This is a genomic window from Exiguobacterium sp. s140, assembly GCF_018617035.1.
Classification (GTDB): Bacteria; Bacillota; Bacilli; order Exiguobacteriales; family Exiguobacteriaceae; genus Exiguobacterium; species Exiguobacterium profundum.
On record NZ_JACSJK010000008.1, the window covers coordinates 1 to 25,944 of the forward strand.

General features: G+C 49.4%; 22 protein-coding genes, 2 tRNA genes and 1 rRNA gene. All 25 read right to left on the minus strand.

The genetic code is table 11. From position 1 onward, the window contains the following. Window positions 1–81, minus strand: a 16S ribosomal RNA gene (locus KNO61_RS16635); the annotation flags it as partial. Window positions 82–437: 356 nt separating this feature from the next. Beyond that, window positions 438–1,928 carry a lysine--tRNA ligase gene (lysS, locus tag KNO61_RS16640; RefSeq protein ID WP_012727709.1) on the minus strand — a complete coding sequence of 497 codons (1,491 nt, stop codon included), beginning with the start codon at window positions 1,926–1,928 and terminating at the stop codon, window positions 438–440. Window positions 1,929–2,076: 148 nt separating this feature from the next. Further along, window positions 2,077–3,015 (minus strand): tRNA dihydrouridine synthase DusB, encoded by a 939-nt coding sequence (gene dusB / locus KNO61_RS16645; RefSeq protein ID WP_230872777.1) that lies wholly within the window; start codon window positions 3,013–3,015, stop codon window positions 2,077–2,079. 70 nt (window positions 3,016–3,085) lie between these two features. Beyond that, the gene (gene folK / locus KNO61_RS16650) at window positions 3,086–3,583 is read right to left on the minus strand and encodes a 2-amino-4-hydroxy-6-hydroxymethyldihydropteridine diphosphokinase (RefSeq protein ID WP_214812813.1); all 498 of its coding nucleotides are present in this window, start codon (window positions 3,581–3,583) and stop codon (window positions 3,086–3,088) included. Next, window positions 3,580–3,945, minus strand: a complete 366-nt coding sequence (gene folB / locus KNO61_RS16655; RefSeq protein ID WP_159563162.1) for a dihydroneopterin aldolase — start codon at window positions 3,943–3,945, stop codon at window positions 3,580–3,582. The genes folK and folB overlap by 4 nt, the downstream gene beginning before the upstream one ends. Further along, on the minus strand, window positions 3,938–4,723 hold the full coding sequence (gene folP, locus KNO61_RS16660; RefSeq protein ID WP_214812814.1) for a dihydropteroate synthase: 786 nt from the start codon (window positions 4,721–4,723) through the stop codon (window positions 3,938–3,940). Before folP ends, folB begins: the two co-directional genes overlap by 8 nt. A gap of 11 nt (window positions 4,724–4,734) precedes the next feature. Further along, complete coding sequence (locus KNO61_RS16665; RefSeq protein WP_214812815.1) at window positions 4,735–5,553, minus strand: aminotransferase class IV; 819 nt, start codon at window positions 5,551–5,553, stop codon at window positions 4,735–4,737. Next, the gene (gene pabA / locus KNO61_RS16670; RefSeq protein ID WP_159563165.1) at window positions 5,537–6,121 is read right to left on the minus strand and encodes an aminodeoxychorismate/anthranilate synthase component II; all 585 of its coding nucleotides are present in this window, start codon (window positions 6,119–6,121) and stop codon (window positions 5,537–5,539) included. The genes KNO61_RS16665 and pabA overlap by 17 nt, the downstream gene beginning before the upstream one ends. After that, window positions 6,118–7,497, minus strand: a complete 1,380-nt coding sequence (locus tag KNO61_RS16675) for an anthranilate synthase component I family protein (RefSeq protein WP_354021638.1) — start codon at window positions 7,495–7,497, stop codon at window positions 6,118–6,120. The genes pabA and KNO61_RS16675 overlap by 4 nt, the downstream gene beginning before the upstream one ends. Window positions 7,498–7,591: 94 nt before the next feature. Beyond that, the gene (gene cysK, locus KNO61_RS16680) at window positions 7,592–8,545 is read right to left on the minus strand and encodes a cysteine synthase A (protein ID WP_012727717.1); all 954 of its coding nucleotides are present in this window, start codon (window positions 8,543–8,545) and stop codon (window positions 7,592–7,594) included. 84 nt (window positions 8,546–8,629) lie between these two features. Continuing rightward, entirely contained in the window at window positions 8,630–9,559 is a 930-nt protein-coding gene (gene hslO, locus KNO61_RS16685; protein WP_012727718.1) for an Hsp33 family molecular chaperone HslO, read from the minus strand. 19 nt (window positions 9,560–9,578) lie between these two features. Further along, window positions 9,579–10,343, minus strand: coding sequence for a type III pantothenate kinase (locus KNO61_RS16690; protein WP_078145926.1), 765 nt, complete (start codon window positions 10,341–10,343; stop codon window positions 9,579–9,581). 93 nt (window positions 10,344–10,436) lie between these two features. Further along, window positions 10,437–12,461, minus strand: coding sequence for an ATP-dependent zinc metalloprotease FtsH (gene ftsH, locus KNO61_RS16695; RefSeq protein WP_012727720.1), 2,025 nt, complete (start codon window positions 12,459–12,461; stop codon window positions 10,437–10,439). A 105-nt stretch (window positions 12,462–12,566) separates the two neighbouring features. Then, window positions 12,567–13,112, minus strand: a complete 546-nt coding sequence (hpt, locus tag KNO61_RS16700) for a hypoxanthine phosphoribosyltransferase (RefSeq protein ID WP_012727721.1) — start codon at window positions 13,110–13,112, stop codon at window positions 12,567–12,569. Window positions 13,113–13,147: 35 nt separating this feature from the next. Then, the gene (tilS, locus tag KNO61_RS16705) at window positions 13,148–14,374 is read right to left on the minus strand and encodes a tRNA lysidine(34) synthetase TilS (protein WP_214873961.1); all 1,227 of its coding nucleotides are present in this window, start codon (window positions 14,372–14,374) and stop codon (window positions 13,148–13,150) included. Window positions 14,375–14,442: 68 nt separating this feature from the next. Then, window positions 14,443–14,514, minus strand: a tRNA-Glu gene (locus tag KNO61_RS16710). A gap of 9 nt (window positions 14,515–14,523) precedes the next feature. Next, window positions 14,524–14,600 (minus strand) — tRNA-Met (locus KNO61_RS16715). 142 nt (window positions 14,601–14,742) lie between these two features. After that, on the minus strand, window positions 14,743–17,355 hold the full coding sequence (locus KNO61_RS16720) for a YhgE/Pip domain-containing protein (RefSeq protein WP_214812817.1): 2,613 nt from the start codon (window positions 17,353–17,355) through the stop codon (window positions 14,743–14,745). Window positions 17,356–17,557: 202 nt separating this feature from the next. Continuing rightward, window positions 17,558–18,070, minus strand: coding sequence for a S1 domain-containing RNA-binding protein (locus KNO61_RS16725; protein ID WP_012727724.1), 513 nt, complete (start codon window positions 18,068–18,070; stop codon window positions 17,558–17,560). Window positions 18,071–18,144: 74 nt separating this feature from the next. Beyond that, window positions 18,145–18,519 carry an FtsB family cell division protein gene (locus tag KNO61_RS16730; protein WP_012727725.1) on the minus strand — a complete coding sequence of 125 codons (375 nt, stop codon included), beginning with the start codon at window positions 18,517–18,519 and terminating at the stop codon, window positions 18,145–18,147. Window positions 18,520–18,561: 42 nt separating this feature from the next. Continuing rightward, the gene (locus tag KNO61_RS16735; protein WP_012727726.1) at window positions 18,562–18,834 is read right to left on the minus strand and encodes an RNA-binding S4 domain-containing protein; all 273 of its coding nucleotides are present in this window, start codon (window positions 18,832–18,834) and stop codon (window positions 18,562–18,564) included. After that, window positions 18,831–20,246, minus strand: a complete 1,416-nt coding sequence (gene yabN, locus KNO61_RS16740) for a bifunctional methyltransferase/pyrophosphohydrolase YabN (protein WP_078145929.1) — start codon at window positions 20,244–20,246, stop codon at window positions 18,831–18,833. The genes KNO61_RS16735 and yabN overlap by 4 nt, the downstream gene beginning before the upstream one ends. A 1-nt stretch (window position 20,247) precedes the next feature. After that, on the minus strand, window positions 20,248–21,795 hold the full coding sequence (locus tag KNO61_RS16745; protein WP_078145930.1) for a polysaccharide biosynthesis protein: 1,548 nt from the start codon (window positions 21,793–21,795) through the stop codon (window positions 20,248–20,250). Further along, entirely contained in the window at window positions 21,779–25,306 is a 3,528-nt protein-coding gene (mfd, locus tag KNO61_RS16750) for a transcription-repair coupling factor (protein ID WP_214873963.1), read from the minus strand. The genes KNO61_RS16745 and mfd overlap by 17 nt, the downstream gene beginning before the upstream one ends. A 45-nt stretch (window positions 25,307–25,351) precedes the next feature. Continuing rightward, window positions 25,352–25,909, minus strand: coding sequence for an aminoacyl-tRNA hydrolase (gene pth / locus KNO61_RS16755; protein ID WP_012727730.1), 558 nt, complete (start codon window positions 25,907–25,909; stop codon window positions 25,352–25,354). Between the last annotated feature and the right edge of the window lie 35 nt (window positions 25,910–25,944).

Here is a 25,944-nt window from a genome sequence, read left to right on the forward strand (position 1 = left end):
AGACGGCTTCCTGCGCTCGACTTGCATGTATTAGGCACGCCGCCAGCGTTCGTCCTGAGCCAGGATCAAACTCTCCAAAGAATTTGATACAGCTCTTAAATTGACGAAGCTTGCGCTTCATTCAAAAATGGTAAAACTTATTTTTGCCTCATCGTTCAGTTTTCAAAGTTCGTCTGCCGCTCTTGGCGACTCTTAAAATAATACAAGTCATCGACACAGTTGTCAACCACTTTTTTATTTCTTTTCCGCTGCCATCAGCGGCAACGTTTATTACTTTACCGTACACCTCTCATTAACGCAAGGGGTTTTTCTAAAGTTTTTTTAAAAAAGTTTTTTATCTATAGCATTCCTTCTGTTTAACGGCTTACCTATGCGTTTCGAGGCTGACAAAAAAAGAAGCCGGATCATATTAACGGATGATCCGGCCACTAAATTGATTATTGTTGATGGCGCATCGTTGGGAAAAGAAGAACGTCACGGATTGAAGGCGCGTTCGTCAATAACATGACGAGGCGGTCAATCCCGATTCCAAGTCCGCCTGTTGGCGGCATACCATATTCAAGTGCCTCAAGGAAATCGTTGTCGAGTTCATGTGCCTCATCGTTACCTGCTTCTTTTTCAAGCAACTGTGCTTCAAAGCGTTCACGTTGATCGATTGGGTCATTCAACTCCGTGAAGGCATTCGCATGTTCACGACGAACAATGAACAACTCGAAACGATCCGTGAAGCGTGGATCTGTTTCATTCTTCTTCGCCAATGGTGATACTTCAACCGGGTGTCCTGTGACAAATGTCGGTTGAAGCAACGTTTCTTCTACTTTCTGCTCGAAGAATTCATTCACGATATGACCAAACGTCATATGATCTTGTACTTCTACACCGTGTTCTTTTGCGAGAGCACGTGCTTCTTCATCGGACATTTGTTGCCAGAAATCGACACCTGTCTCTTCTTTAACAAGGTCGACCATATGTGCACGTTTCCAACCGATGCCAAGATGGATCGTATCTTCACCATACTGCACATCTGTTGTACCGAGCACTTCTTTCGCTACGTGCGCAACCAATTCTTCCGTCAAATCCATGATGTCGTTGTAATCTGCATAGGCTTCATACAATTCGATCATCGTGAATTCAGGGTTGTGACGTGTAGAGATCCCTTCGTTACGGAATACACGCCCGATTTCGTACACGCGCTCGAGTCCACCAACGATCAAGCGTTTCAAGTGAAGTTCGATGGCAATACGCATATAAAGTTCCATATCCAACGCATTATGATGCGTTAAGAACGGACGCGCCGCTGCTCCACCCGCGATCGTGTGTAACATCGGTGTTTCCACTTCTAAATATCCTTTTTGATTTAAGAAGTTGCGAATCTCCGAAATGATGCGGCTACGCAAAATGAATGTCTGACGCGAGTCCTGGTTTGTAATCAAATCAAGATAGCGTTGGCGATAGCGCTGTTCCACGTCTTTTAATCCATGGTATTTGTCCGGAAGCGGGCGAAGCGCCTTCGTCAATAATTCAAACTCTTCCACGTGAATCGAAAGCTCACCAACGTTCGTTTTAAAGAGCTTCCCTTTCACACCGACGATGTCACCGAGGTCTGAAGACTTGAATAAGTCAAACGGCTCATCCCCGACATCGTTTTTGCGAACGTAAATTTGAATTTGACCTGTCACATCTTGAATGTGGGCAAAGAAAACCTTCCCTTTTCCACGTTTCGTCATGATGCGTCCAGCCAATGTGACTTCTACATCTTGTTCAGCCAAAGCCTCTTTTTCAATTGATTCATACTGCTCATGTAATTCACCTGCGTGTGCAGAACGATCAAAGCGGTGACCGAACGGGTCGAGACCGCGCTCACGCATATCGGTCATCTTCTCAAAACGAACCTGCATTTGATCATTCATTTCTAACTCGTGGCTCACTATTCCATTCACTCCTCTGTCCATATTGGGTTTCTCTCTAACAAAAAACTGTCGACCCGATGGCCAACAGCACAGCCGAAGCCGTTCATTCGTTGTGGTGCACTTTTTCGCCAAACAAGCTTACCATAAATTAGTTCTTTTCACTAGTTCACACTTCTGACAGTTGTCGTTCGAGTTGGTCCACAAATCCATAAAGGACCGCCGCGAACGCTTCGCGCGATTCCGTTTCGTTGATTTGCTTACGAATCGGACCACTACCTTTCAACCCTTTCAAATACCAGGCCGCGTGTTGACGCATTTCGCGTACGGCTGTTAATTCACCTTTGATTGCACTCAACCGGTCGAGATGAAGCATGCAGATGTCGATTTTCTCACGCGCCTCTGGTTCCGGCGGGAGCTCCCCTGTTTCGAGGTACTGGACCGTTTGATAGAGCATCCACGGATTCCCGAGTGCAGCGCGTCCAATCATGACGGCATCCACACCATATTGGTCAATCACACGTTTCGCATCCTGCGGGGTCGCGATATCCCCGTTTCCGATAATCGGGACGGTCGCTACTTTCTTCGCCTCGCCAATCCAATCCCAATTCGCGGTTCCTTCATATTGTTGGGCACGCGTACGTCCATGAATGGCAATCGCTGCTGCTCCACCCGTCTGAGCCGCCTTAACATTATCCAAAATAAAGATGTGCTCGTCATCCCAACCGAGTCGCATTTTCACCGTGACCGGTTTTTCGACGACATTCGTGACGGCATTCACCATCTCATACACTTTATCCGGGTCGAGTAACCACTTCGCCCCTGCGTCACACTTCGTCACTTTCGGTACGGGACAACCCATGTTGATATCAATAATATCCGCATTGGTGTTTTGATCGACGTACTGCGCCGCTCTGACGAGTGTATCTTTCGAACCGCCGAAAATTTGTAAACTGAGCGGTTTCTCTCGTTCATCGACGTATAGCATGCGCATCGTCCGAGCATTCTCGAGCAAGATGCCTTTATCACTGACCATTTCGGCACAGACGAGTCCCGCTCCGAACTCTTTTGCAATCAAACGGAAAGCGGGATTGGTCACGCCGGCCATCGGCGCGAGGACTGCACGGTTTTTAATCTCTATGTTTCCAATCTTAAAGCCTGTCAAGACAACACATCCTTCATTTCTCCAAATTCGTAAGCAACTGTAACCGGACGACATCTTGGCGGTCCGTCATCGGTAACCCTTCGAGCCAGGAGGCGACCGTCCGTCCTTGAACGACGAGTTCTGGCGCGATTTCCGCTAACGGGGCAAGAACAAATGCACGTTCCTGCATGCGCGGATGCGGAACCGTTAAGTGTTCTGATTGTATATCTTCCCCATTATAAAAGAGGATGTCAAGGTCGATGGTACGCGGTCCGTTCTTAAATAGACGTTCCCGCCCTAATCGTTGTTCGATCTGTTGAAGCGTTTTGAGCAGTTCGTTCGAGGATTGATGACTCTCGACTTCGACCACCATATTAAAAAACGAAGGTTGCTCTGTATATCCGACAGGAGCCGTCTCATAGACCGACGACTGTTTCGTGACGTGGAGTCCTGCTTGCTCCATCTCATCGATTGCCGCAGACAACTGTCTAGCCCGATCTCCGATATTGGCGCCTAATGCAATATAAATCATGACGTCCGTCCCCTTGTCATCTCGATTGCCACTGAGTCATAGTGTCCCGGGATGGGTGGGTCCGGTTTAATTACTTTAACCGTCACACGTTGAATCAACTCACTATGCGCCAACACGGCTGTCGTGATGCGTTCTCCGAGTGTTTCTAACAAATTGACCGGTTCCCCCGTCACAATATCTTCCGTCAACTGATACAAGCCGGCATAGCTGACCCCATTGTTTAAGTCATCCGAACGTCCCGCAGGCGCGAGGTCCAGTTCACACATTAAATCCACGTGAAACCGTTGACCGAGACGGTTTTCTTCTTCAAACACCCCGTGATAACCGTAAAAACGCATCCCGTTCACAAATATTTTATCCATGTCTATCCCCTCCAATCATCGCATCCATCATCTTCGCCGCACGGGCGTTCGCTTTGACGTCGTGCACACGCACCCAATCGCACCCTTTCATGATTCCGAGACACGTTGTCGCAATCGTTCCTTCGAGACGCTCCTCTGTTGGTAAATCGAGCGTATGACCGATAAACGACTTACGCGACGTGCCGAGCAGAACCGGATACCCAAGACGTGTGATCACGTCAAGATGATTCATGAGTTCGAGGTTTTGCGTCACGTCTTTCGCAAATCCGATGCCCGGATCTAGCCAAATGTGCTCATCCTTTACGCCTGCTGCATGCGCAATCTCGATTGATTCCTGTAGATCGCTGACCACATCTTCGATGAAATGACGATAGTCCCGATCTGTTCGGTTGTGCATCAAAATGATCGTAACTCCATATTCGAAAGCGACACGTGCCATCGAGCGGTCTCCCCATTTCGAACCCCATACGTCATTGATAATCGTCGCACCGGCCTCGATTGCCGCTCTCGCCACCATCGGCTTATACGTATCAATCGAAATCGGAACATCGATTTCTTTTGTCAGTCGACGGATGATCGGGACGACACGTTCAATCTCTTCTTCTTCGGAAACAAGTACCGCGCCAGGTCTCGTTGATTCTCCACCGACATCAATCGCATCGGCACCTTCTTGTACGAGTTGTTTCGCATGTCGTACAGCCTCCTCGATTGCCGTATACCGTCCCCCATCCGAAAACGAGTCCGGGGTCACATTTAAAATACCCATGACCTTCGTCATGCTTCCGCCTCCTAACCAATTGAGCGAACGAGTTTCGCCCAAACTTCGTTAAATCGTACCCCGTCTTTACCGGGGTATCTCAGATTTCCATAATGCGTTACCGGAGCGACTTGTTGGATTGAATTTGTCATCCAAATCTCTTTCGCTGCAGTCAATTCTTCAAATGTCACGGGTTGTTCGATTACAGAGAAATGTTTCATCACCCATTGTCGTGTCACACCTGCGAGTGCTCCGCTCGATAGCGGAGTCGTGTATAACCTATCATCTGGACCGACCCAAAAGATGTTCGACACGAGCCCTTCCACCACATATCCATGTTCGTCCGCAAATAGTCCTTCAGCGCCTTGGTCTTGTAAGGTTCGTTTTCCAAGGATATTGTTCATATAATGATGTGACTTTAATCGAAAAGCCGCTTCAGGACGACTTCTCGGAAACGGGATCGGTTCGACCCGTTTCTCCTGTGGTACAACTTCTGAGGATAGCGGTTTGACGATCATGGTGACGTTCGGTGTCTCATAACGACCCGCGTAGAGACCGAGGGGCGCAACTCCTGCCGACACGTTCAAGCGGATATAAAGGTTGGGTGCATCGTTTTGACGGCACAGTTGCTGAATCGCCGTCCCGATTTCTTCCTTCGTGTATGGAAAATCGATCCACAGCTCATCGAGACTCTTCATCAAGCGCTCCCAGTGGGCATCGAACAGGAAAGGAACGAATTCATATGTACGGAACGTCTCAAACAAGCCCATTCCATACAAGAAGCCGTGATCTTCAACCGGAATCAACACCTTCTCTCGTTCGACCAACTCTCCGTTATGCCAATACCACATGACGATACTCCTCGATAAAGTTTCGAATCATTTCCTTCCCGTGCTCAGTCAAAATCGCTTCAGGGTGATATTGCACCCCTTCGATCGGAAGCGTTCGGTGACGGAGTGCCATGATTTCTCCAGTCTCCGTCTCTGCAGTGACCACTAGACATTCTGGTAGAGACGAACGCTCCACGGCCAACGAATGATAACGGGTCACGACCGACTGTTGCGGAATCTTCTTGAAAATCGATTTTCCGTCATGTTGAATCTTCGACGTTTTTCCATGCATGAGCCGCTCCGCATGGACGACTTCTCCACCAAACGCTTGCGCAATCGCCTGATGTCCGAGGCAAACCCCTAAAATCGGGATACGACCCGCAAACGCTTGGATTGCCTCAACGCTAATTCCCGCCTCATTCGGAGTGCAAGGTCCCGGCGAAATGACAAGATAACTCGGGGCAAGCGCCTCAATCTCTTGAATCGTGACTTCATCGTTTCGATACACGACTAGTTCTTGACCGAGTTCACCGAAATATTGCACCAAGTTATACGTAAATGAGTCATAGTTGTCGATTAATACAATCATGTCGTTTCCTCCGTCATGTGTTTCGCCGCCCATAGCGCCTTCGCTTTGGACAGGGATTCCTCATATTCCGAGACCGGATCCGAATCAATCACGATACCTGCTCCCGCTTGAACGTATGCGATTCCGTCTTTCACGACCATCGTTCGAATCGTGATATTGAAGACAAGGTCGTCATTCCAACTTAACCATCCATATGAACCGGTGTAGAGTCCCCGGCGAACTGGTTCGAGTTCTTCGATGATTTCCATCGTTCGAATTTTCGGTGCGCCGGTGATGGTACCGCCTGGGAACATCGCTGCCAGCGCTTCGGCTCCTGATACTTCATCCCGAATCGTACCCCGTACGTTCGATACGATATGTTGTACGTGTGAGTACTTCTCAATCACCATCAACTCATCAACATGAACGCTGCCATATGCCGCCACCTTGCCGAGGTCGTTCCGTTCAAGATCGACGAGCATGACGTGTTCGGCCCGCTCTTTCTCGTTTTCAAGCAATGTGTTCGCCAACTCCAAGTCTTCCACATCATCTTTGCCACGTGGACGCGTACCCGCGATCGGGCGTGTCGAAATGTCGGTTCCATGTTTTTCAAGCAACAATTCTGGTGAAGCGGAGACCATCGTTAAAGTGTCATCCACGAAATAGCCCATATAAGGAGATGGATTCATTTGACGCAACGTATCATATACTCGACGCGGGTCAGCGAGAAGCGGTTCGGACTGACGAACGCTCAAGTTCACTTGGAACACGTCCCCTTCTACGATATAGGACTGAATCCGTTTGACCGCTTCAACAAACTCTTCCTGGGAGATGGAGCGCGATCGTTCTATCGGTGACTGCCCTGTCGGCTTGAACGCGTAATGCGACTCGACGTTCCACATGGCCGACAATCGGTCCGCCTTACGTTCTGCACCTTCCTCCGCCGTCACCATCAAGTACAGGGTCGAATCCACTTCATCGAACACCGCCACCTCGTCAAATAGAAGAAACGAGACGTCTGGTGTCGACAAATCATCCTCCGCTTGCTGAGGGAGACGTTCAATCGTCCGGGCCACATCATAACTGACATACCCGATCATGCCACCAAAGAAAGGAGGAGCCCCTTCCGGACGCTCGGCCTCAAATCGCTTCCGTACCTCACTGACGAGCTCAAGCGGCTTTCCGTATAGCGTTTCTGTCGTATCCCCCACTTGCAAGAGTCCGACACCGTCTTTTACATGAAAGCGACCGAACGGCTCGATTCCCGCAATCGTATACCGTCCCGCTCTCCCACTCTCTAACCATGCATGATACGGTTTATCCGCCGTCAACGTCATGTATGCCTCATACACCTTCTCTTTCGTCATCCGCTTTGTTCTGAACGCAGTCGATCTCACATGTCATTCCTCCGTCTATTCATTCATGCCTTTTATTGTACACAAGAAAAGGCAGCAATCGAAAGAGAATGTCTCTCGATTACTGCCTGAAATGTTATACGCGACTCTCGTTTGACTCTTCATCAAACTGATAGAGCGGCGTGCTCAAGTAACGTTCACCGTTTGACGGGATAATCGCCAATACATTTTTCCCTTTACCAAGGCGTTTCGCTGTATCAAGTGCTGCCGCAATGGCAGCTCCTGAAGAGATACCACCGAGGACACCGTTCGTACGTGCCGCCTGACGAGCATATTCGAACGCTTGCTCTGTCGTGATTTGAAGAACCCCTTCATAAATCTCCGTGTCGAGGATGGATGGAACGAATCCAGCCCCAATCCCTTGAATCTTATGTGGTCCCGGTTTCCCGCCTGATAAGACAGGTGAATCGACCGGTTCAACGGCGAGAATTTTTACGTCCGGGTACTTCGCCTTCACGACTTTACCTGCGCCGGTGATGGTACCGCCCGTCCCGACTCCGGCAATCAAAGCGTCGACTGAAAGTCCTGATTCTTCAAACGCCTCTACAATCTCAGGTCCCGTCGTCATTTCATGGACGTTCGGGTTAGCTGCGTTATTGAATTGTTGCGGGAGGAAGTAGCCATGTTTCTCTGCTTCTTCAGTAGCGCGACGAATCGCTCCACCCATCCCTTCAGGTCCTGGTGTCAAAATCAATTCGGCCCCGTATCCACGAAGGAGGTTTCGGCGTTCCATGCTCATCGTTTCAGGCATGACGAGAATGGCTTTATATCCTTTTGCGGCACTGACCATCGCGAGACCGATGCCCGTGTTTCCGCTAGTTGGCTCGATGATTGTATCACCTGGCTTCAAGATGCCGTCTTTTTCGGCCGCTTCGATCATGGCGAGGGCGATCCGGTCTTTGACGCTTGATCCCGGGTTCATATATTCGAGCTTCAGATACACGTTGGCATCCTCTGGTCCAGTCATTCCGTTCAATTTCACAATCGGAGTCTTTCCAATCAAGTCTGTTACTGAGTTTACGATACGCATTGCATTTCCTCCTTCATAATTCCGACTATTCCGATATTGTTATCATACCCTATTGAATTGAAAATATGCAATTTGGAACGTTGCTTACGCCTGCGCCTGAACTTTCATCGTCTCTAACTGTTCCGCTGAGAAATGATACTTTTCGCCACAGAAATGACATACGGCTTCGGCTCCACCATCTTCTTCAATCATCTGACGAATCTCTTCTTTTCCGAGACCGATAATGGCACTTTCCATTCGTTCACGGCTGCATGTGCAGTTGAACTGGATCGGGTTCGTGTCGAGGACATCAAGGCTATCGCCAAGGAGTAATTGAAGCATTTCTTCTGGCGTTTTTTCTTCACCAATCAAAACCGATACGGGTGGGAACGTCTGAAGTGCTTTTTCGAGCGCTTGTACCGTCTCTTCAGAAGCGTTCGGGAGCAGCTGGACGATGATTCCGCCTGCCGCAAGAATCGATTCATCTTCCGGTAAGACGAGGACACCCGCTCCGACGACTGACGGCACTTGCTCAGATGTCGCGAAATAGTACGTGAAGTCTTCACTGATTTCGCCCGTTTGAATCTCTGAAGAACCACCGACATAGTCTTTCAAGCCTAAGTCTTTAATGACAGAGATGGTCCCTTTCCCGACGGCTTCGCCGACTTTCAATTTCGTCATTCCTTGTTCGTTGACGAATGTGCCGCCATCGACACGCGGGTATGACACATATCCACGAACATCTCCTGCTGTATCTGCGTCCACGATGATTTTCCCGATTGGACCATCACCTTCTACTTTAAGCGTGACACGCGCTGCACCTTTTTGCATCGCTCCAATCATCGAACCGATTGTCATCGTCCGTCCGAGGGCAGCTGAAGCAACCGGTGTCGTTTGATGACGAAGTTGCGTCTCATATACCGTTTTTGTCGTGCGTGCGGCAAAGGCACGAACCTCTCCGTTAAAACCGAGGGCACGAACGAGATAGTCATCCTTCATCTGGTCGAGTAATGCTTGTTGTTCTGTATGAATCATATGATGTAACTCCTTTAGTTTACTTTTGATTGCGCTCGTAAATGAGACGGAGGCCTTCGAGTGTCAGGAACGAATCCACATGGTCAATCGTCTCTGCATGTTCACTGATCAATCGTGCCAGCCCGCCCGTTGCAATGACAGTCGCTTCACCGACTTCACGCTTCATCCGGTTCACGATACCGTCCACTTGGGCCACATATCCATAATATGTCCCTGATTGCATCGCTTGAATCGTATTCTTACCAATGACTGTCGGTGGAGTCGCCAATTCAATCCGAGGTAGTTTCGCGGCACGCTGATAGAGTGCCTCCACTGAAATCATGATACCTGGTGAGATGATTCCGCCATGGTAACGACGTTTCTCATCGATGTAACAATACGTGGTTGCCGTCCCAAAATCAACAATTATGAGCGGACCGTCATATTTGGCGATCCCAGCCACCGCGTTGACAATTCGGTCGGCCCCGACTTCGCGAGGGTTCTCGACATGAATGTCCAACCCTGTCTTCACACCTGGTCCCACAACGATTGGACGTACATTGAAGTATCGTTGCGACATTTGTTCAAGTGGGAAAATAACAGGAGGTACGACAGAAGATAAGATCACTCCCTCGACCTGGTCGAACGAGATGTTCGAATGATCGAATAGCGATTTCACCAGCATGCCGTACTCGTCGGTCGTTTTTGTACGATCCGTTGAGATGCGCCAATGGTGTACGAGATGATCTCCATCGTACATCCCGAGAACAATATTTGTATTTCCAACATCAATCACTAAAATCATGATATAGTTCCTCACTTTGTTGTCAATTGCAGTTCGCTCGAATTATAACACGAAAAAAGACGAATGCCTCGTCAAGGGCATTCGTCTCATTCATTAACGTGATTCGTTATTCGGACGTTCTGTCGGTGTCGCTTCTGGCTTATCGCCTTCAGGTACGACATCCGGCTGGCTGTCTTGGACAACTTCAGGTTGATCGACGACTTGACCGTGTTGAACGGCTGCATCATCTTTCTTCGCTGCGTCATCCGCATCCGTCGATCCATCCACGTCCTCTTCCGGCTCATGCGGAAGATACTCGCGTGTCTTGATCAAATGACGAATCTGTTTCGAGTCGAGCGTCTCGACATCAAGCAGCGTCTTTGCAACGAGTTCGAGATCTTCGCGACGATCTGTCAAAATCTGCTTCGCTTTCGCGTAACAGCGATTGATGATATCTCGAATCTCCAAATCGATTTCTTGCGCAATCGCATCCGAGTAGTTCTGCTCTGTCTGGAAATCGCGACCAAGGAAGACTTGTCCGCCATGGTTTGAACCGAGCTGGAGCGGTCCGAGTTTATCGCTCATCCCGTAATCCATGACCATCTTACGTGCGATACCAGTAGCGCGCTGGAAGTCATTGCTCGCTCCGGTCGACACTTCTCCAAAGATGACATCTTCGGCGACGCGACCACCAAGAAGACCAACAATCTTGTCTTCGAGTTCAGGTTTTGTCATGAAGTAACGATCTTCTTTCGGAAGCATGACGACATATCCGCCCGCGTTTCCGCGTGGAACGATTGTCACTTTGTGTACTTCATCCGCATTCTCAAGCTCGAGACCGATGATTGTGTGACCCGCTTCGTGATATGCAACAATGTTGCGCTCTTTTTCAGAGATGATGCGACTCTTCTTCGAAGGACCTGCGATGACACGGTCAATCGCTTCTTCCACATCGACAACTGAAACAGCTGTACGGTTCGAACGTGCCGCAACGAGTGCCGCTTCGTTCAAGAGGTTCTCTAAGTCTGCCCCAGAGAAACCAGGCGTACGTTGTGCAATCGACTTCAAGTCCACCGTCGAATCGAGTGGCTTGTTACGTGCATGGACTTTCAATACTTCTTCGCGCCCTTTGACATCCGGACGATCGACCGTAATTTGACGGTCAAAACGACCTGGACGAAGGAGGGCCGGGTCAAGGATATCTGGACGGTTTGTCGCCGCAACCATGATGATCCCTTCGTTATCACTGAATCCATCCATCTCAACAAGGAGTTGGTTCAATGTTTGTTCACGCTCATCGTGTCCACCACCGAGACCGGCACCACGCTGGCGACCGACCGCATCAATTTCATCGATGAAGATGATACATGGCGCATTCTTTTTCGCGTTTTCGAACAAGTCACGAACACGTGACGCCCCGACCCCGACAAACATCTCAACGAAGTCCGAACCTGAGATCGAGAAGAACGGAACACCGGCTTCACCGGCTACCGCACGAGCCAAGAGTGTTTTACCTGTCCCTGGAGGACCTACGAGTAAGACCCCTTTTGGAATACGTGCGCCGAGTTTCGAGAATTTGCGAGGATCTTTCAAGAATTCAACGACTTCGATGAGTTCTTGCTTCTCTTCGTCCGCCCCAGCCACATCTTTGAATGTGACGCGACGTTTCTCTTGGTCGTATAGTTTCGCCTTCGATTTCCCGAAGTTCATCACACGACCACCACCGCCACCACCTTGCGCTTGGTTCAACAAGAAGAAGAACAAGATGAAGATGATAATGAACGGTAAAATCGCGAAGACGATGCTGAACCAGCTACTGTTGGATTCAGCCTCCTCGATTTGAATATCCGTATTCGCTCGAAGTTGCGTTAATACATCCGCATATTCCGCTTCGTTCGCTGGAATGTTTGTTTCATAACGTTGGTCTTCATCTCCTGTAAGATCGCCTGTAATCGAGATAGCCCCCGGGATTTCTTGTACGGTTGCCGTCTCAATCCGATCATCTTCCACATATTCTAGGAATTTCGAATACGAGAGCGTTTCACTCTGACTATTCGGATTCTGCAAATATTGAAGGAACAAGATCAAGGCTAGGAAAATCACACCAAAAACCAATGTGTTTTTCACTGCACGATTCATTCTCTGCCTCCTATTCCGAGAAACGATGTTCTCGCCCATTCAGTATATGCCTATACTTTGGGGATTTCCTTTATCTTACCACGTCACATTTTCAAAAGAAAAACGTTAGCCCCCGTAAACGCTCGGCTTGAGCACACCGACATAAGGAAGGTTACGATATTTCTCTTCATAATCGAGACCGTAGCCGACAACGAATTCGTGTGGAATCACGAAACCGCTATAGTCTGCTGATAAACCATTTTTACGGCCAGTCGGCTTATCGAGAAGCGTGACAATCTTCACAGACTTCGCTTTACGGTATTTAAGAAGATCGACGAGATAACCAAGCGTCAATCCACTATCAATAATATCTTCTACAATCAAGATGTCGCGTCCTTCTACAGATGTATTTAAATCTTTCTCGATTTTCACTTCACCTGTCGAAGAAGTTCCTCCGTGATACGTCGACACGTCCATGAAGTCCATCTCTAAATGGATGTCCATTTCTTTGACGAGGTCCGACATGAACGGCATCGCGCCTTTCAATACACATACGAGAAGCGGGAACTCTTCTTTATAGTCTTCGCTCAATGTTCCAGCGAGTTCTTTCACTTTTTCTTGAATCTCTTCACGTGAGATTAAAATTTTCTCCATATCGTTCATTAATGACATCTTGAAATCCTCCTCTTTCTGTTTCGACACAATCATCATTTTACCATTAATCGTAGACAAATCGCATCCGACTTGTCTAGAAAATCTGAAACTCTTACCCCAACAATCGCGAGAATCCGTCCCGAAGCGTCCTCAAGCAACGGGAGAGTCGGTCGAATGGTTCGCTCAACCTTTTCATCGATTAGGATGCGGGACACTTTTTTTGTCCCCACGTTCAACTTCATCCGGTCCCCCGGAGCGAGCGAACGAATCGTCAACGGGCAAGTGATTTCATTTAGTGGAATACCTTCTCGCCCTTCTTCGATGGACAGCGAAACCGTGCGCTTTCCAAATTGAACGACAGCCGGCAACGACTCGATCTGAATGGGATGAAGTGACGCTTCTGCTGAACGTTGTACAAGATTAAGTACCCTCTTCTGCTTCATCATGAACCACTCACCCGACAGGTGGTAGGTCCCGGTATCCTTTTGACTTGTCCTTAGCTTCTCAAGCGCCTCATTGACCTCTACCCCATAGCGACGGGATAGCAAGCGAGCGACCGTATACCGTTCAAGCGAGGATAAGCGATTGAATTCATCAAGTTTCACATGAAACGCTTTCATTCCAAGCTCTACGTTTGCTTCAATCCATTGCTCACATGATTGGTAACGCCTGTCCCATTCAGCGTATACCTGTTTCGCCGTATCGTATACATCGTCAACGACTGTCGGCCACACTTGTTTCAGCCTCGGAATGATTTCGTGACGGATCCGGTTCCGTAAATAGGTCACTTCCTGATTGGTGGCATCTTCCCTCCAGGCAAGTTCGTTCTTCCTAGCGTACTCGATGAGTTGCGCCTTTGTTTCTTTTAATAAAGGACGGATCAACGTCCCACGTCCGAACACTCTTCTCTCGGGAATTCCTTTCACTTCGATCACGTTTCGGTGAAGTTGAATGAGCACCGTCTCCAATACATCATCCGCATGATGAGCCGTGGCCAGTGTATCATATCCATGTTCATTCATGACGTCTTCAAAAAAGTGATAACGGGCTTTACGGTAATGAGCCTGTGACGCTCCTTCTTGAAAATGGAGGTGCGTCCCATGAAACGCGACTTGATAGGATGCCGCTACGTGCGCGACGAACGTGTACTCTTCATCTGATGCTTCTCGTAAGCCATGATGGACGTGCGCTACCCCCACATCCCATCCTTGCTTGACGAGACGGTCCAACAAGACAATGGAATCGACTCCACCGGACACAGCGACGAGTACCTTTTTCATGAATTCCCTCCTTGATATAACAAAAGAAGCCATCTCGATTGAGATGGCTTCTTTACGCTTAGGTTAAGTGACCCGTACGGGATTCGAACCCGTGTTACCGCCGTGAAAGGGCGGTGTCTTAACCGCTTGACCAACGGGCCTAAATAAAATGGTAGCGGCGGAGGGAGTCGAACCCACGACCTCACGGGTATGAACCGTACGCTCTAGCCAGCTGAGCTACACCGCCATGTTATTGTTGTGTCCTAAGCACATTTTCTATAATAACCAGTCACCATTCGAGTGTCAATTCTTTTTTTATATTTTTTTAAGAAAAAAATCGTGTATAGTGTCGTCTTCCCCACTATACACGATTTTGTATCGTATTTACATCATGCTTCTGATGCGACTTGACGATATTTTTTCTTCCATGCGATCCGGAAGTACGCCCATAGTAATGCAAAACATCCGGCAGCCACAAACACTAAATAGGTTGTCGCCATCTGCAAGTACTGCGCACCATCTGCCGATAGAATTTCTTTATATCCGGCAACCGTATACGTCATTGGAAGTAGTGCATTGAACGGTTGCAACGCTCTTGGAATCAATTCAAGCGGGAACGTCCCGGCTGACGTCGTCAATTGTAAAATCAACAAGACGATTGCCGCGAAACGTCCAGGGTTTCCGAGTGTTGTCACGAGCAACTGTACGATAAAGAGGAACGTGATGCTCGTCAACCAGCTGAAACCGAAGAATTTTAATGGTTCGCTCACTTCAAGACCGAGCAGTTGCACCATCGCCACATCGAGAATCAAGGCTTGCAAGAATCCGACGACCATGAGGACACCAGATTTCGACAATACCCACGAAAGACTACGTTTCGGACGTCCTGCTGGATCGTATAACGGATAAACGATCGAGAGAAGGAGTGCTCCAACGAAAAGTCCGAGTGACATGAAGTATGGAGCGAATCCAGTACCGTAGTTAGGCACCTCGTGAATCGAGTTGTCGACGAGCGACACTGGACCGGCCATCATCTCGACGTTGTCATCCGTTAAACCGATGTCTGCGTCTTTCGCACCTTTCACTAAGGCGTCACGAAGTTCCTCGCTACCTGATGCGAGCTCCTTCATGCCGTCAGCGAGTTCACCGCTACCGTCTGAAAGTTCTTCTCCACCATTCGCGAGCTGATTCGCGCCATCCGTCAGCTTGCTCGTTCCGGCTCCGGCACTATTCGCGCCTTCGGCCAGTTCACGACTTCCTGACTGCAGCTTTTGACCACCATCCGCTAACTGATTCGCACCATTCACCAATTCATTTGTACCGGTGCTTGCGCTCTTCGCTCCATCCGCAAGCTTTTCGCTACCTTCAGACAACTGTCCGGTCGCGTCTACAAGCTTGTCACTTCCAGCGGCGAGTTCAGTTGTCCCATCTTGAAGTTGTGTCGCGCCTTGATTGAGCTTCGCACTCGCTGACACAAGTTCTTGGGAACGATCGGCCGCCGTTTGAGTACCTTGCTCGATTTGACTTGAACCACTTGCCAACGCGTTCGCACCTTCGGCTAATTTCGTTTGACCTGCACTCAAGTCAGAAAGTCCAGTCGACAGTTTGTTTGCACCTGTACCTGCCTGATCAAGACCTGCACCAAGTGCGACCTGTCCTTCTTTCACTTTTGCAGCACCAGCGGATAGTTGATCAAACCCGGCCGCCGTCTCTTGCTTCCCTTCGCTCAGTTGTGCAGCGATGGCTTGAAGCATTTCAGGTGATGCCGATTGACCCGACTCAGCGAGTGCTGTCAATTGTCCAATCAACTCATCTTGTTTCGCAGTCAATTCAGACTTCATTTGTCCGATCCCATTGACCACGTCTGTTTGACCCGCGACAAGTGTCGCGTTTCCTTCCTTCGCCTGAGTCAACGCTCCTGTGAGTTTTGTGGCACCATCCTGTAATGCAGATGCCCCCTCTTTTGAGCGCTCGATTCCGGCAGCAAGGTCTTGAACACCTTGGTTCAACGTCTTCGCACCTGTGTGCAGCTCATCTAGCTTAGATGCGAACGCTCCTGTTCCGTCAACGAGTTGGCTCGTCCCGCCTTGTAAGGCAGAAGCGCCCTCGCTGACACGATGGACCCCGTCCGAAAGTGAGGCTGAGCCCTCGTATACTTGTTGACTGCCATCCGCGAGTGCAGATGAGCCATCGGCCAATTGCGAAACACCATCACGTAATTGACCTGCTCCATTCGCTAGCTCCCGTTGTTTCGAAGCGAGAAGCTTCGTCCCATCCGCGAGTTCAGATGAACCATCGGCCAACTGAGTCATCCCATCGTTTAATTGGCTTGCTCCATCCGCGAGCTCACGTTGTTTCGAAGCGAGAAGCTTCGTCCCGTCCGCCAACTTGACGGCACCGTCTTTTGCTGACGTTGAGCCGTCCGCAAGTGTCGCTGCACCATCTGCGGCTTCACCAAGTCCGTCTGCCACATCATTCAATCCGTCTTTCAACGCACTGACATACTGTTTCGAGACTTCGGTCGACAGTTCCGCTTTGACTTGTTCCATCGCGGAACCACCGATTTGTGCGGCTAAGAAGTTATACGATTCATTTGCGATATACTTCAGTTCGAGTTGCTCCGGATGTTCATCTAAAGCAGTCGTCGCTTTTTCTGAAAAGTTTTCTGGAATCTCGATCGCCATGTAGTAGTCATGGTCTTTCAGTCCAGATTCCGCTTCTTTCTTCGTCGTTTCGACGAACTTGAACGCCTCCGAATCCAGCAGCTTATCAATGAGGTCATCTCCAATCGCAAGCGACTCTCCTTCAAACGTTGCCCCTTTGTCTTCATTGACGATGGCGACCGGCAAATCTTTCATCTGTCCATACGGATCCCAAAAAGCCCATAGGAACATCCCTGCGTACATTAACGGTACGAGTGCGACTGCGAGAATCGGAACCAACACACGTGGGTTCTTGAAGATACTTCGCCACTCCGCCATCCACAGTTTCCATCCATTCATTTTTCTCTCCACCTTCACTTATAAAACATAACTATTTTTTCATGTTCCCTATTTTGCTCCCTTCCTCGAAAAAAAGCAACTCTTTTAGCTATTTTTTATAAATTTTTTAAACAGAAAAAAAGCCATGAACGAAAATGTTCATGGCTCGTCTCATTACAAGACCTCTATGGTTACGAGTAGAAGCTAATTGGTATAAGAAGGATTACCCGCGCTTGGCTCCGCGTCCACCGCGTTTTGAGTCTGTTTGACGTTTCAACGTCGAAAGACGCTCGTCGCTATCTTTCAAAAACTTACTCATCAATGTATCGAATGTTTCTGGTTCACGACGTTGTTCACGACGACCGCCACCACGTGGGCCGCCACCGCGTGGACCGCCGCCACCGCGTGGACCACCTTGACCTGGGCCACCTGGACGTGGGCCACGAGAGAAACGCTCACCAGCTGGACGCTCAGGACGCTCAGGACGTTCGCTTACAGGACGGTCGACTGCTTTCTTGATGGACAACCCAATTTTCCCATCATTTTCGACGTTCAACACTTTTACCGTGACTTCTTGACCGACTGTCAACACTTCGTTAATGTCTTTGACGTAAGAGTCTGCCACTTCACTGATGTGTACTAATCCTGTCTTGCCATTTGGGAGCTCGACGAACGCTCCGAAATGCGTAATCCCTGTAACCTTACCTTGTACCTTGCTTCCTACTTCAATTGACATAAAATAATGTACTCCTTTTTTGATTGATTCTTTCTAATTATACGAGTCGTTTCCCTAACGGTCAACGAACCGACTTATTCCTCTGGCGAGAAGTAGAAAATAATCTCTCCATCTTTAGAGAAAAGCAGTTCGTTTCGTGCTAAGTTCGCGATATAATCTTCATCCTGTAACCGTTCCACTTGCTCTTTCAACTCATCCTGTTCGGCCTGCTGTTCACGCAACTCCACTTTTGCTTGTGCGTAGGCTTGTTGCTGGTCCGATACGTACCCTACTTTCGAGAAGTAACTCTGTCCAATCAACACCATGACAAATAAAAACAGGAGAGAGGCTGCTGCCAAACGACGTCGAAGATGAACTCGTCGGCGATGTGTATCTTTTTCTAACTGTTCTCTACGCTCATCTAGCGCTCGAATGCGTCGTTGTCGATCCATCGGATTACGTCCGTTCATCGCCTCATCCCCCTCCTCTTAATACATTAAGTATACTTTTTTTTATGAGTTGATACTACCGTCCATCTTCTCTTCTTTAAGTAAACGATACATTTCTTTCGCATCTTCTTTACGTGCATGTTCTGCGATTGAATCGATGACGACCGTGACGAGTTTATTTCCGAAGCGAATTTGTAACTCATCTCCGACTTTGACTTCTGTGCTCGCCTTCGCGACTTGCCCATTCAGTTGAATTCGTCCTTGGTCCGCCACTTCTTTTGCCAAAGTGCGACGCTTGATTAGACGTGACACTTTTAAAAACTTATCTAGTCTCATAAACCTTTCTCCTTTGCCTCGTTCCAAAGCGCATCCATCTGTTCGAGTGTCATCTGGTGAAGGTCACCGTTCGCTTCCACATACTCGAATCGACGTTTGAACTTTCGGTTCGTCTGTTCTAATGCTTGCTCGGCATTCAGCCCAACGTATCGCGCAATGTTCACGATGGAGAACAATACGTCTCCAAGTTCCGATTCATCACTTAGGTCTTCATGCCATTCTTTTAACTCTTCTTCCAGTTTTTCGAAGGCACCGGATACGTCATCCCACTCAAATCCGACGTGAGCCGCTTTCTTTTGAAGTTGCTCCGCTCGCATCAATGAAGGTTGGTCGACGAGAACACCATCGAGTTGCGATTGTTTCTTTTCCCCTTTTTCCGTCTGTTTAATCGCATTCCAGTTTTTCACCACGTCAGAGGCATCTTCGACGGTGACATCGCCAAAGACGTGTGGATGGCGGCGCACCATCTTCTCACTGATGGAACCGATTACGTCACGAATATCGAAATAGCCCTCATCTTCTCCGATTTGAGCATGCAACATCACTTGGAGCAAGACGTCACCGAGTTCTTCGATGATGGCATCATCGTCTTCTGCATTGATCGCTTCAATCAACTCATACGCCTCTTCTAATAGATACTTGCGAAGTGACGCATGCGTCTGTTTACGATCCCACGGGCACCCGTCTGGTCCTCGAAGCGTTGCGATGATTTGTTTGAGTGTCGCAAAATCCTTCGCCAAATACGATTCATCCTCGAGCGGCGGAACGTAGAGCGTCGTCAAGTTATTCACTTCCGCCATCCGGTCCATTTCGAATAACGGAATGTGCTCAATCCGTTCTTGCGTCGTACCGGCAGCCGTCACAAGGGTGACGGGATGGTCGTCCGGATACCGTTCCATCAATTGCACTTTGACGTCACCCGCCACGAATCCATCGTACACTTGCCCGATAAGCACATGTTGGGTCACCTGCAAACGTTCAAGGTCGAGTGCGGTCGCATCGAGCAGTTGAAATCCATTGATTGGGTCGATCCGGAGCGCCTGGAACATGGCATCGAGGAAACTTTGACCACCGAGTACATGAAGGTCGGCACCGCGTTCCACCAATAGTTCGACGGTCCGTTCCGCTACGAACGGATGGCCCGGTACGGCGTATGTGATCGCCATTTCTTCACTTTTACTCAATAACGTCTCGACAATCTGGTCGTATACTTCTTCAAACGTATCACTCGATTCATAGACCGAATCAAATGATTCGAACACGAGTCCTTCCGCTTCTAACTCTTGAACGACAGGGTGTTCTTTTGTGCGCAACCAGACGAGCGGTTGCTGCTTTAAATGGCGGTACACACCGAGCGGCAATTGATTCAACTCACCAGACCCGAGTCCGACCACCGTGATTGTATAACCCATATTAGTTCTCCTTTTTCTCGAGCACGTCGAGCAGACGACTTCCGAACGGGATCAGTTCCCATTCCGCAAGTGACAGCATTCGCGTACTCCATAATCTCCATACATAGAGGAAGGCACCGCTACACACCATTCCGATTAACCAACCGAACGCAGTGATTCGCGAGTCGACCCACATCTGACCTAGCCAGTTTAACACGGCAATGAGGATCAACATGGGTACGAGGGCTTTCCATAGCGACTTATAGTGTTTCGATCGAAATGATCCGAGCGGAATCGAGCGGTCAAGCGCCCGGAAATTATAGAACGCCATCGCTAAAAATCCAATGGATGTTCCGATTGCCGCGCCTTCAATTCCGTAACTCGGTACGAGCCATGCGTTTACCGCACTTTTCACTAACATTGCGACAACCATGCTGCGTGCCGCGACCCACTCTCGGTCAATCGCCTGCAAACATGTCATGCTCGCAATCGCCAAGGAGGCAGCGAACGTGCTCGTTGCTAAGAAGACAAGGGCTCGTGTCCCAGATTCATCTTCAAACAGGGCCACATTTAAGAAAAACATGACACCCATCAATCCGATAGTCGCTGCACCAGCAATCGCCGTCGTCACACGAATCATCGACCGGAGTCCCTGCGTCGTCTTTTGGAGATGCCCTGCCCGATAGTGACGGACGAGCGTCGGCACGTTGGCCATCCCGATGGTCGTGGTGAACAAAATGGCGAATTGCACGAGCGGATATCCTCGATCGAATACTCCTTTGCTCACCTTCGCCTCATATGTGCCACCCATCAAATTGACGATGGTGAAGGAGTCGACCAGTTGCATCCATAAAATCCCGAGTGATGCGAATCCGACCGCGAAACCCGTCGTCAACAAGAGTTTCATTCCTCTCCGAAACGTGACGCGGCGCACCCTCACAATCCGCACTCCTCGTGCGCGATAAACTAAAAAGGCAATCGCTACAAGCCCACCGATGAGCGTCGCACCATACGCATATTGACTGAGCGTATATGCATCTTTTCCGAGACGGACCCCAATCCATAATAGGGACAGCATGACCGTCACGCGGACAAAGTTCTCGAGCACTTGCGACCATGCGCTCGGTCGTAAGTCATCTCTCGATTGAAAAGCCCCGCGCAACACGGCTGACGCCGGCATGAGTAAATAACTCAAACTGATCACGCGAAGTGCAGGAGCTAGCTGCTCATCTCCAAGCCATTTCGCTAGGGTCGGGGCAAACAGCCATACCGTGACGACAAGCATGGACGAGAGTAGAAGTAAGGCGTAAAAGCTTCCCCATAAGACTTCTAACTTACGATTCGTCCCTTTCGCACCGACGCCGATTTTCGCAATGACGACCGGCATCGCATAAATGCCGAGTGACGCCACGATGGCCGCGAACGGATAGACGGTTTGATAGGCATAAAGTCCGAAGTCCCCCGCCAAGTTTTGATAGGGGACACGATAGGCGAAGCTGATCAGTTTCGATACGTAGCCGGCAAGGGCGAACAGAACGACGCCTTGCGCAAACTTACTTGGCGACCGCATCGCCCACCAACCGCTTCATCAGTTCTTCTAATACAGTATCGGCATCATTCAAGAGCTCTGTTAGCGGCATCCGACCGCTGAGTGACAGTTTCAAGGCGCCGTCTTCTTGCCCTACGCCAAGCTTGCGACCAAGAGGCATCGACCACTCCATGAAGGACGGGACATCCAGAGCCGTCGTCGATTCTTTCGATAAGACAATCTCGATGCGTCCTGGCGTCTGCTTGATTCGACTCACTTTTGCCAGTTCTCCATAAATACGTAGACGTGTCAATTGAATGAGCAGCGCGACCGGTTCTGGGAATTCACCAAACCGTTCAATCAGTTCATCTTGAAGGGCGAACAACGCGCTCGGCGTATCTACATATTTGAAGCGTTTGTACATCTCAATCTTCAATTCGCTATCTGACAAGTAATCATCAGGAATATACGCATCGGCCTGGAACGTGATCTCCGGTTTGAAGACGACTTGTTTCGCTTGTCCACGCATGCGGTCTTTCCGTTCCTCAATGGCTTCAGAGAGCATTTGTGAGTACAGATCGAAACCGACCGAATCGATGAATCCAGACTGTTGTGCACCGAGTAAGTTCCCGGCCCCACGAATCGACAAGTCGCGCATCGCAATCTTAAAACCACTGCCGAGCTCTGTGAACTCTTTGATGGCCTGAAGACGACTTTCTGCCACTTCCGTCAAGCGCTTGTCTTTCCGATACGTAAAGTACGCATAGGCGATGCGATTCGAACGTCCGACACGACCTCGGAGTTGGTAGAGCTGGGACAGTCCCATTTTGTCGGCATCGTGGACGATGAGGGTGTTGACGTTTGGAATGTCGATTCCCGTCTCGATGATTGTCGTTGAGACTAAAATATCCGCCTCGCCCTCTAGGAAGCTGATCAATTGGCTCTCGAGCTCACTTTCAGTCATACGTCCATGGGCCGTAGCAATTCGTGCATCGGGCAATAAGGCCCGAATCTCTTCCGCTTTTCGTTCGATCCCTTCGACGCGGTTATAGAGGAAGAACGCCTGTCCTCCGCGAGCGAGTTCACGTTCGAGCGCTTCACGCAAGACGATGCCGTCGTATTCCATGACGTATGTTTGGACAGGATAACGATTCTCTGGCGGTGTCTCTAATACGGACAAATCACGGATTCCGATCATCGACATATGCAATGTCCGTGGAATCGGAGTCGCCGTCAGCGTCAGGACATCGATGTTCGTCTTCAGCTGCTTCAGACGCTCTTTATGTTTGACGCCGAACCGTTGTTCTTCATCGATGATGACGAGACCGAGGTTGGCGAACATCACGTCTTTTGACAACACGCGGTGTGTCCCGACGACGATGTCGATGGTACCTTCTTTCAACCCTTTCTTCGTCGCGGTCATCTCGCTCTTCGAACGGAAACGACTCATGACCGATACGTTGATCGGGAATTCGCTGAACCGCTCGAGCATCGTTTCATAATGCTGTTGGGCGAGGACGGTCGTCGGGACAAGAAAGGCCACTTGTTTACCGGCGAGTACGGCTTTGAACGCCGCCCGAATTGCCACTTCCGTTTTCCCGTATCCGACATCTCCACACAAAAGGCGATCCATCGGACGGGAGCGTTCCATATCCGCCTTGATTTCTGCAATCGAACGGACCTGGTCTTCTGTCTCGGCGTACGGGAAAGAGGATTCGAACTGACCCATTTCTTCATCGTCCGGAGGGAACGCGAAACCGACCGAGGCCTCTCGTGCCGCGTACAATTTAATGAGCTCATCAGCAATGTCTTCAACCGATTTGGCAACTTTCGATTTTACTTTCTTCCACTCGGTGCCGCCGAGTTTATAAATCTTTGGCTCTTTTCCTTCGGCACCGACATATTTTTGGACGAGATCGATTTGATCGACCGGCACGTAGAGGGCGTCGTCCCCTGCATAGACGAGGTGCAGGTAATCCTGATGAATCCCACCGACCTCGATTGTTTTAATGCCAAGGTACTTCCCGATTCCGTGGTGCACATGGACGACATAATCATTCGGCTTCAGCTCTTGGTAACTCTTGATTCGTTCGGCATTCGTCAAATTCTTCGTCTGACGTTTTCGTTTCGTCACACGCTTGAATAACTCTTCTTCCGATACGACAACGAGACGGCTCGTCGACAGTTCGAATCCACCTTCGATTTGACCGATGATGACCGAGACACGTCTCGGTTCTAACTCTCCATCGACATTGGTGAAAGTCGAGGCGATTCCATAGTCGGAAAGAAGCGCTTCGATTTTATCTGCACGCGACTTATCTCCCGCAAGTACGACGATGCGTTGATCACCTTGCTGCCATCGCTCGACTTCCTGTTTCAATAGATGCATCTGACCATGGAACGCCGGTAGCGGACGACAGCTCAAATGGACCGTATCGCTCTCCGGAATACCTGAACGACGAGACGGAAGCAAGGAGAACGCCACTTGCTTCAAGTCGCGGAAGACTTTATGCATCGGGACGGCGAGCGTGTAATTACTGACGGCTTCTCCTTTTTCGATGAGTGAAGAGAACCATTCCGCCTCTTCGCGGTCCTGTACGTCGGCAGCGTCATCGATTCGTGCCACCTCATCTAAAATGAGGACGGCGTCTTTCCCAACGTAGTCAAGGAGCGTGGACGTATAGAGCAATGGCGAATACTTCCCAACTTTCTCCGGGAGGTCTCCACGCTCAAGCCGCTCGATGTCTGTCACGACTCCCTCTTCAAGGGCTTGACGGATGACTTCATTTCCAATCAATTCGACGGTTCGGTCGTACTGTTTCCGAAGCGCACCGCCCGCCTGCTTCAGCTGATTCTCCGTTGCGATGAACTCGGTCGCAGGCGTAATGCACACTTCCCCCACTACACCAAGCGAGCGTTGCGTTTCCGCGTCAAACGTGAAAATGGAGTCAATCTCGGTGTCGAACAAATCGATTCGATATGGGCGCGCTTCCGTAAGAGGATAAACGTCTAGAATACTCCCTCGTACGGAAAATTCACCAGGTGTGGTCACCGTTGCCGTTCGTTCGTAGCCCATGCCCGTCAATTGTTTCGCAAAATCCGCTAAATCGAGGTCACTTCCCGGCTTCAACATAACGCGACTATCTTGCCACGCTTCCGGACTCGGTACATAGCGTCGTAATCCACCAAGCGGCACGACAACAACGCCTCCTGTTTGGTCGAGGAGACGAGTACGGGCATCGATTCGGGCAGCTAGCAGTTCCGGACTAGACGTCAGTGACAGTTCACCTGCTAGCGTCTCATCGATTGGATATAAGAGCGTTTTGTCCGGACCGATGAGTGATTCAAGTTGATCGAACATCTTTTGGGCTTGATACATGTTATGCGTCACGACGACGAGACGTCTCGATGACGATTTCACGAGTCCCGCCAAGACGAGGGCTTTCGCGCTTGTCGTCAATCCCGTCACCAATTGACGGTCCACTTTTTGGAGTCGCTCTCGAATCACATTCGTTTCAGGGAGCGCCACCATAAATCTCTCTAAAGCATTCATTTGTTTTCCTCCAACTCATACGACAAAAAAGGGTGCAATGACCCTTTAGTTGTATCGATTCATCAGCGCCAGCCAATCTGTGTCCACAAAATCAGTGGCTGCAGTTACGGCGTTATCGAGTGTTTCATTTAATTCCGGCAACTCGTCTTTGCGATAGTTCATCAACACCCAGTCGACGACTTTAATCGGGTGCGGGGGACGACCGATTCCGAGCTTTAATCGTTTGAATTCAGCCGTTCCTAAGTGTTGAATGAGAGATTTGATCCCATTATGACCACCCGCGCTCCCTTTCGGACGGAAACGAAGCTTGCCGGGCACCATATCCAAATCGTCATAAATGACTAATAAATCATCAATCTCAATCTTATAATAATCTAAAATGGGACGAACGGCTTCACCCGACAAGTTCATATACGTGAGTGGTTTGACGAGTACTACGCGTTCACCATTGATTCTTCCCGTTCCCATAAGGGCATTAAACTTCGCTTCATTCAGCGAGATGCCATGCTTTTCGGCGAGACGGTCAATCGCTAAAAACCCGACATTGTGTCGCGTCATCTCAAACTTTTTCCCGGGATTCCCAAGACCGACGATGCATTTCATATCATTTCCTCCTGAACAAAAAAGCCCAAAGGCGA

Coding starts and splice junctions, on each gene's coding strand:
- KNO61_RS16725 (WP_012727724.1), bottom strand. CDS start 18,070: ATGTCAATTGAAGTAGGAAGCAAGGTACAAGGTAAGGTTACAGGGATT.
- mfd (WP_214873963.1), bottom strand. CDS start 25,306: ATGAATGCTTTAGAGAGATTTATGGTGGCGCTCCCTGAAACGAATGTG.
- dusB (WP_230872777.1), bottom strand. CDS start 3,015: ATGGCCGGCGTGACCAATCCCGCTTTCCGTTTGATTGCAAAAGAGTTC.
- KNO61_RS16690 (WP_078145926.1), bottom strand. CDS start 10,343: ATGATTTTAGTGATTGATGTTGGAAATACAAATATTGTTCTCGGGATG.
- hpt (WP_012727721.1), bottom strand. CDS start 13,112: ATGTCATTAATGAACGATATGGAGAAAATTTTAATCTCACGTGAAGAG.
- yabN (WP_078145929.1), bottom strand. CDS start 20,246: ATGGGTTATACAATCACGGTGGTCGGACTCGGGTCTGGTGAGTTGAAT.
- pth (WP_012727730.1), bottom strand. CDS start 25,909: ATGAAATGCATCGTCGGTCTTGGGAATCCCGGGAAAAAGTTTGAGATG.
- KNO61_RS16720 (WP_214812817.1), bottom strand. CDS start 17,355: ATGAATGGATGGAAACTGTGGATGGCGGAGTGGCGAAGTATCTTCAAG.
- pabA (WP_159563165.1), bottom strand. CDS start 6,121: ATGATTGTATTAATCGACAACTATGACTCATTTACGTATAACTTGGTG.
- hslO (WP_012727718.1), bottom strand. CDS start 9,559: ATGATTCATACAGAACAACAAGCATTACTCGACCAGATGAAGGATGAC.
- folK (WP_214812813.1), bottom strand. CDS start 3,583: ATGATTTATATTGCATTAGGCGCCAATATCGGAGATCGGGCTAGACAG.
- KNO61_RS16665 (WP_214812815.1), bottom strand. CDS start 5,553: ATGTGGTATTGGCATAACGGAGAGTTGGTCGAACGAGAGAAGGTGTTG.
- KNO61_RS16735 (WP_012727726.1), bottom strand. CDS start 18,834: ATGAGACTAGATAAGTTTTTAAAAGTGTCACGTCTAATCAAGCGTCGC.
- KNO61_RS16745 (WP_078145930.1), bottom strand. CDS start 21,795: ATGCGGTCGCCAAGTAAGTTTGCGCAAGGCGTCGTTCTGTTCGCCCTT.
- cysK (WP_012727717.1), bottom strand. CDS start 8,545: ATGCGTATCGTAAACTCAGTAACAGACTTGATTGGAAAGACTCCGATT.
- folP (WP_214812814.1), bottom strand. CDS start 4,723: ATGACGAAGGTCATGGGTATTTTAAATGTGACCCCGGACTCGTTTTCG.
- ftsH (WP_012727720.1), bottom strand. CDS start 12,461: ATGAATCGTGCAGTGAAAAACACATTGGTTTTTGGTGTGATTTTCCTA.
- folB (WP_159563162.1), bottom strand. CDS start 3,945: ATGGATAAAATATTTGTGAACGGGATGCGTTTTTACGGTTATCACGGG.
- KNO61_RS16730 (WP_012727725.1), bottom strand. CDS start 18,519: ATGAACGGACGTAATCCGATGGATCGACAACGACGCATTCGAGCGCTA.
- tilS (WP_214873961.1), bottom strand. CDS start 14,374: ATGAAAAAGGTACTCGTCGCTGTGTCCGGTGGAGTCGATTCCATTGTC.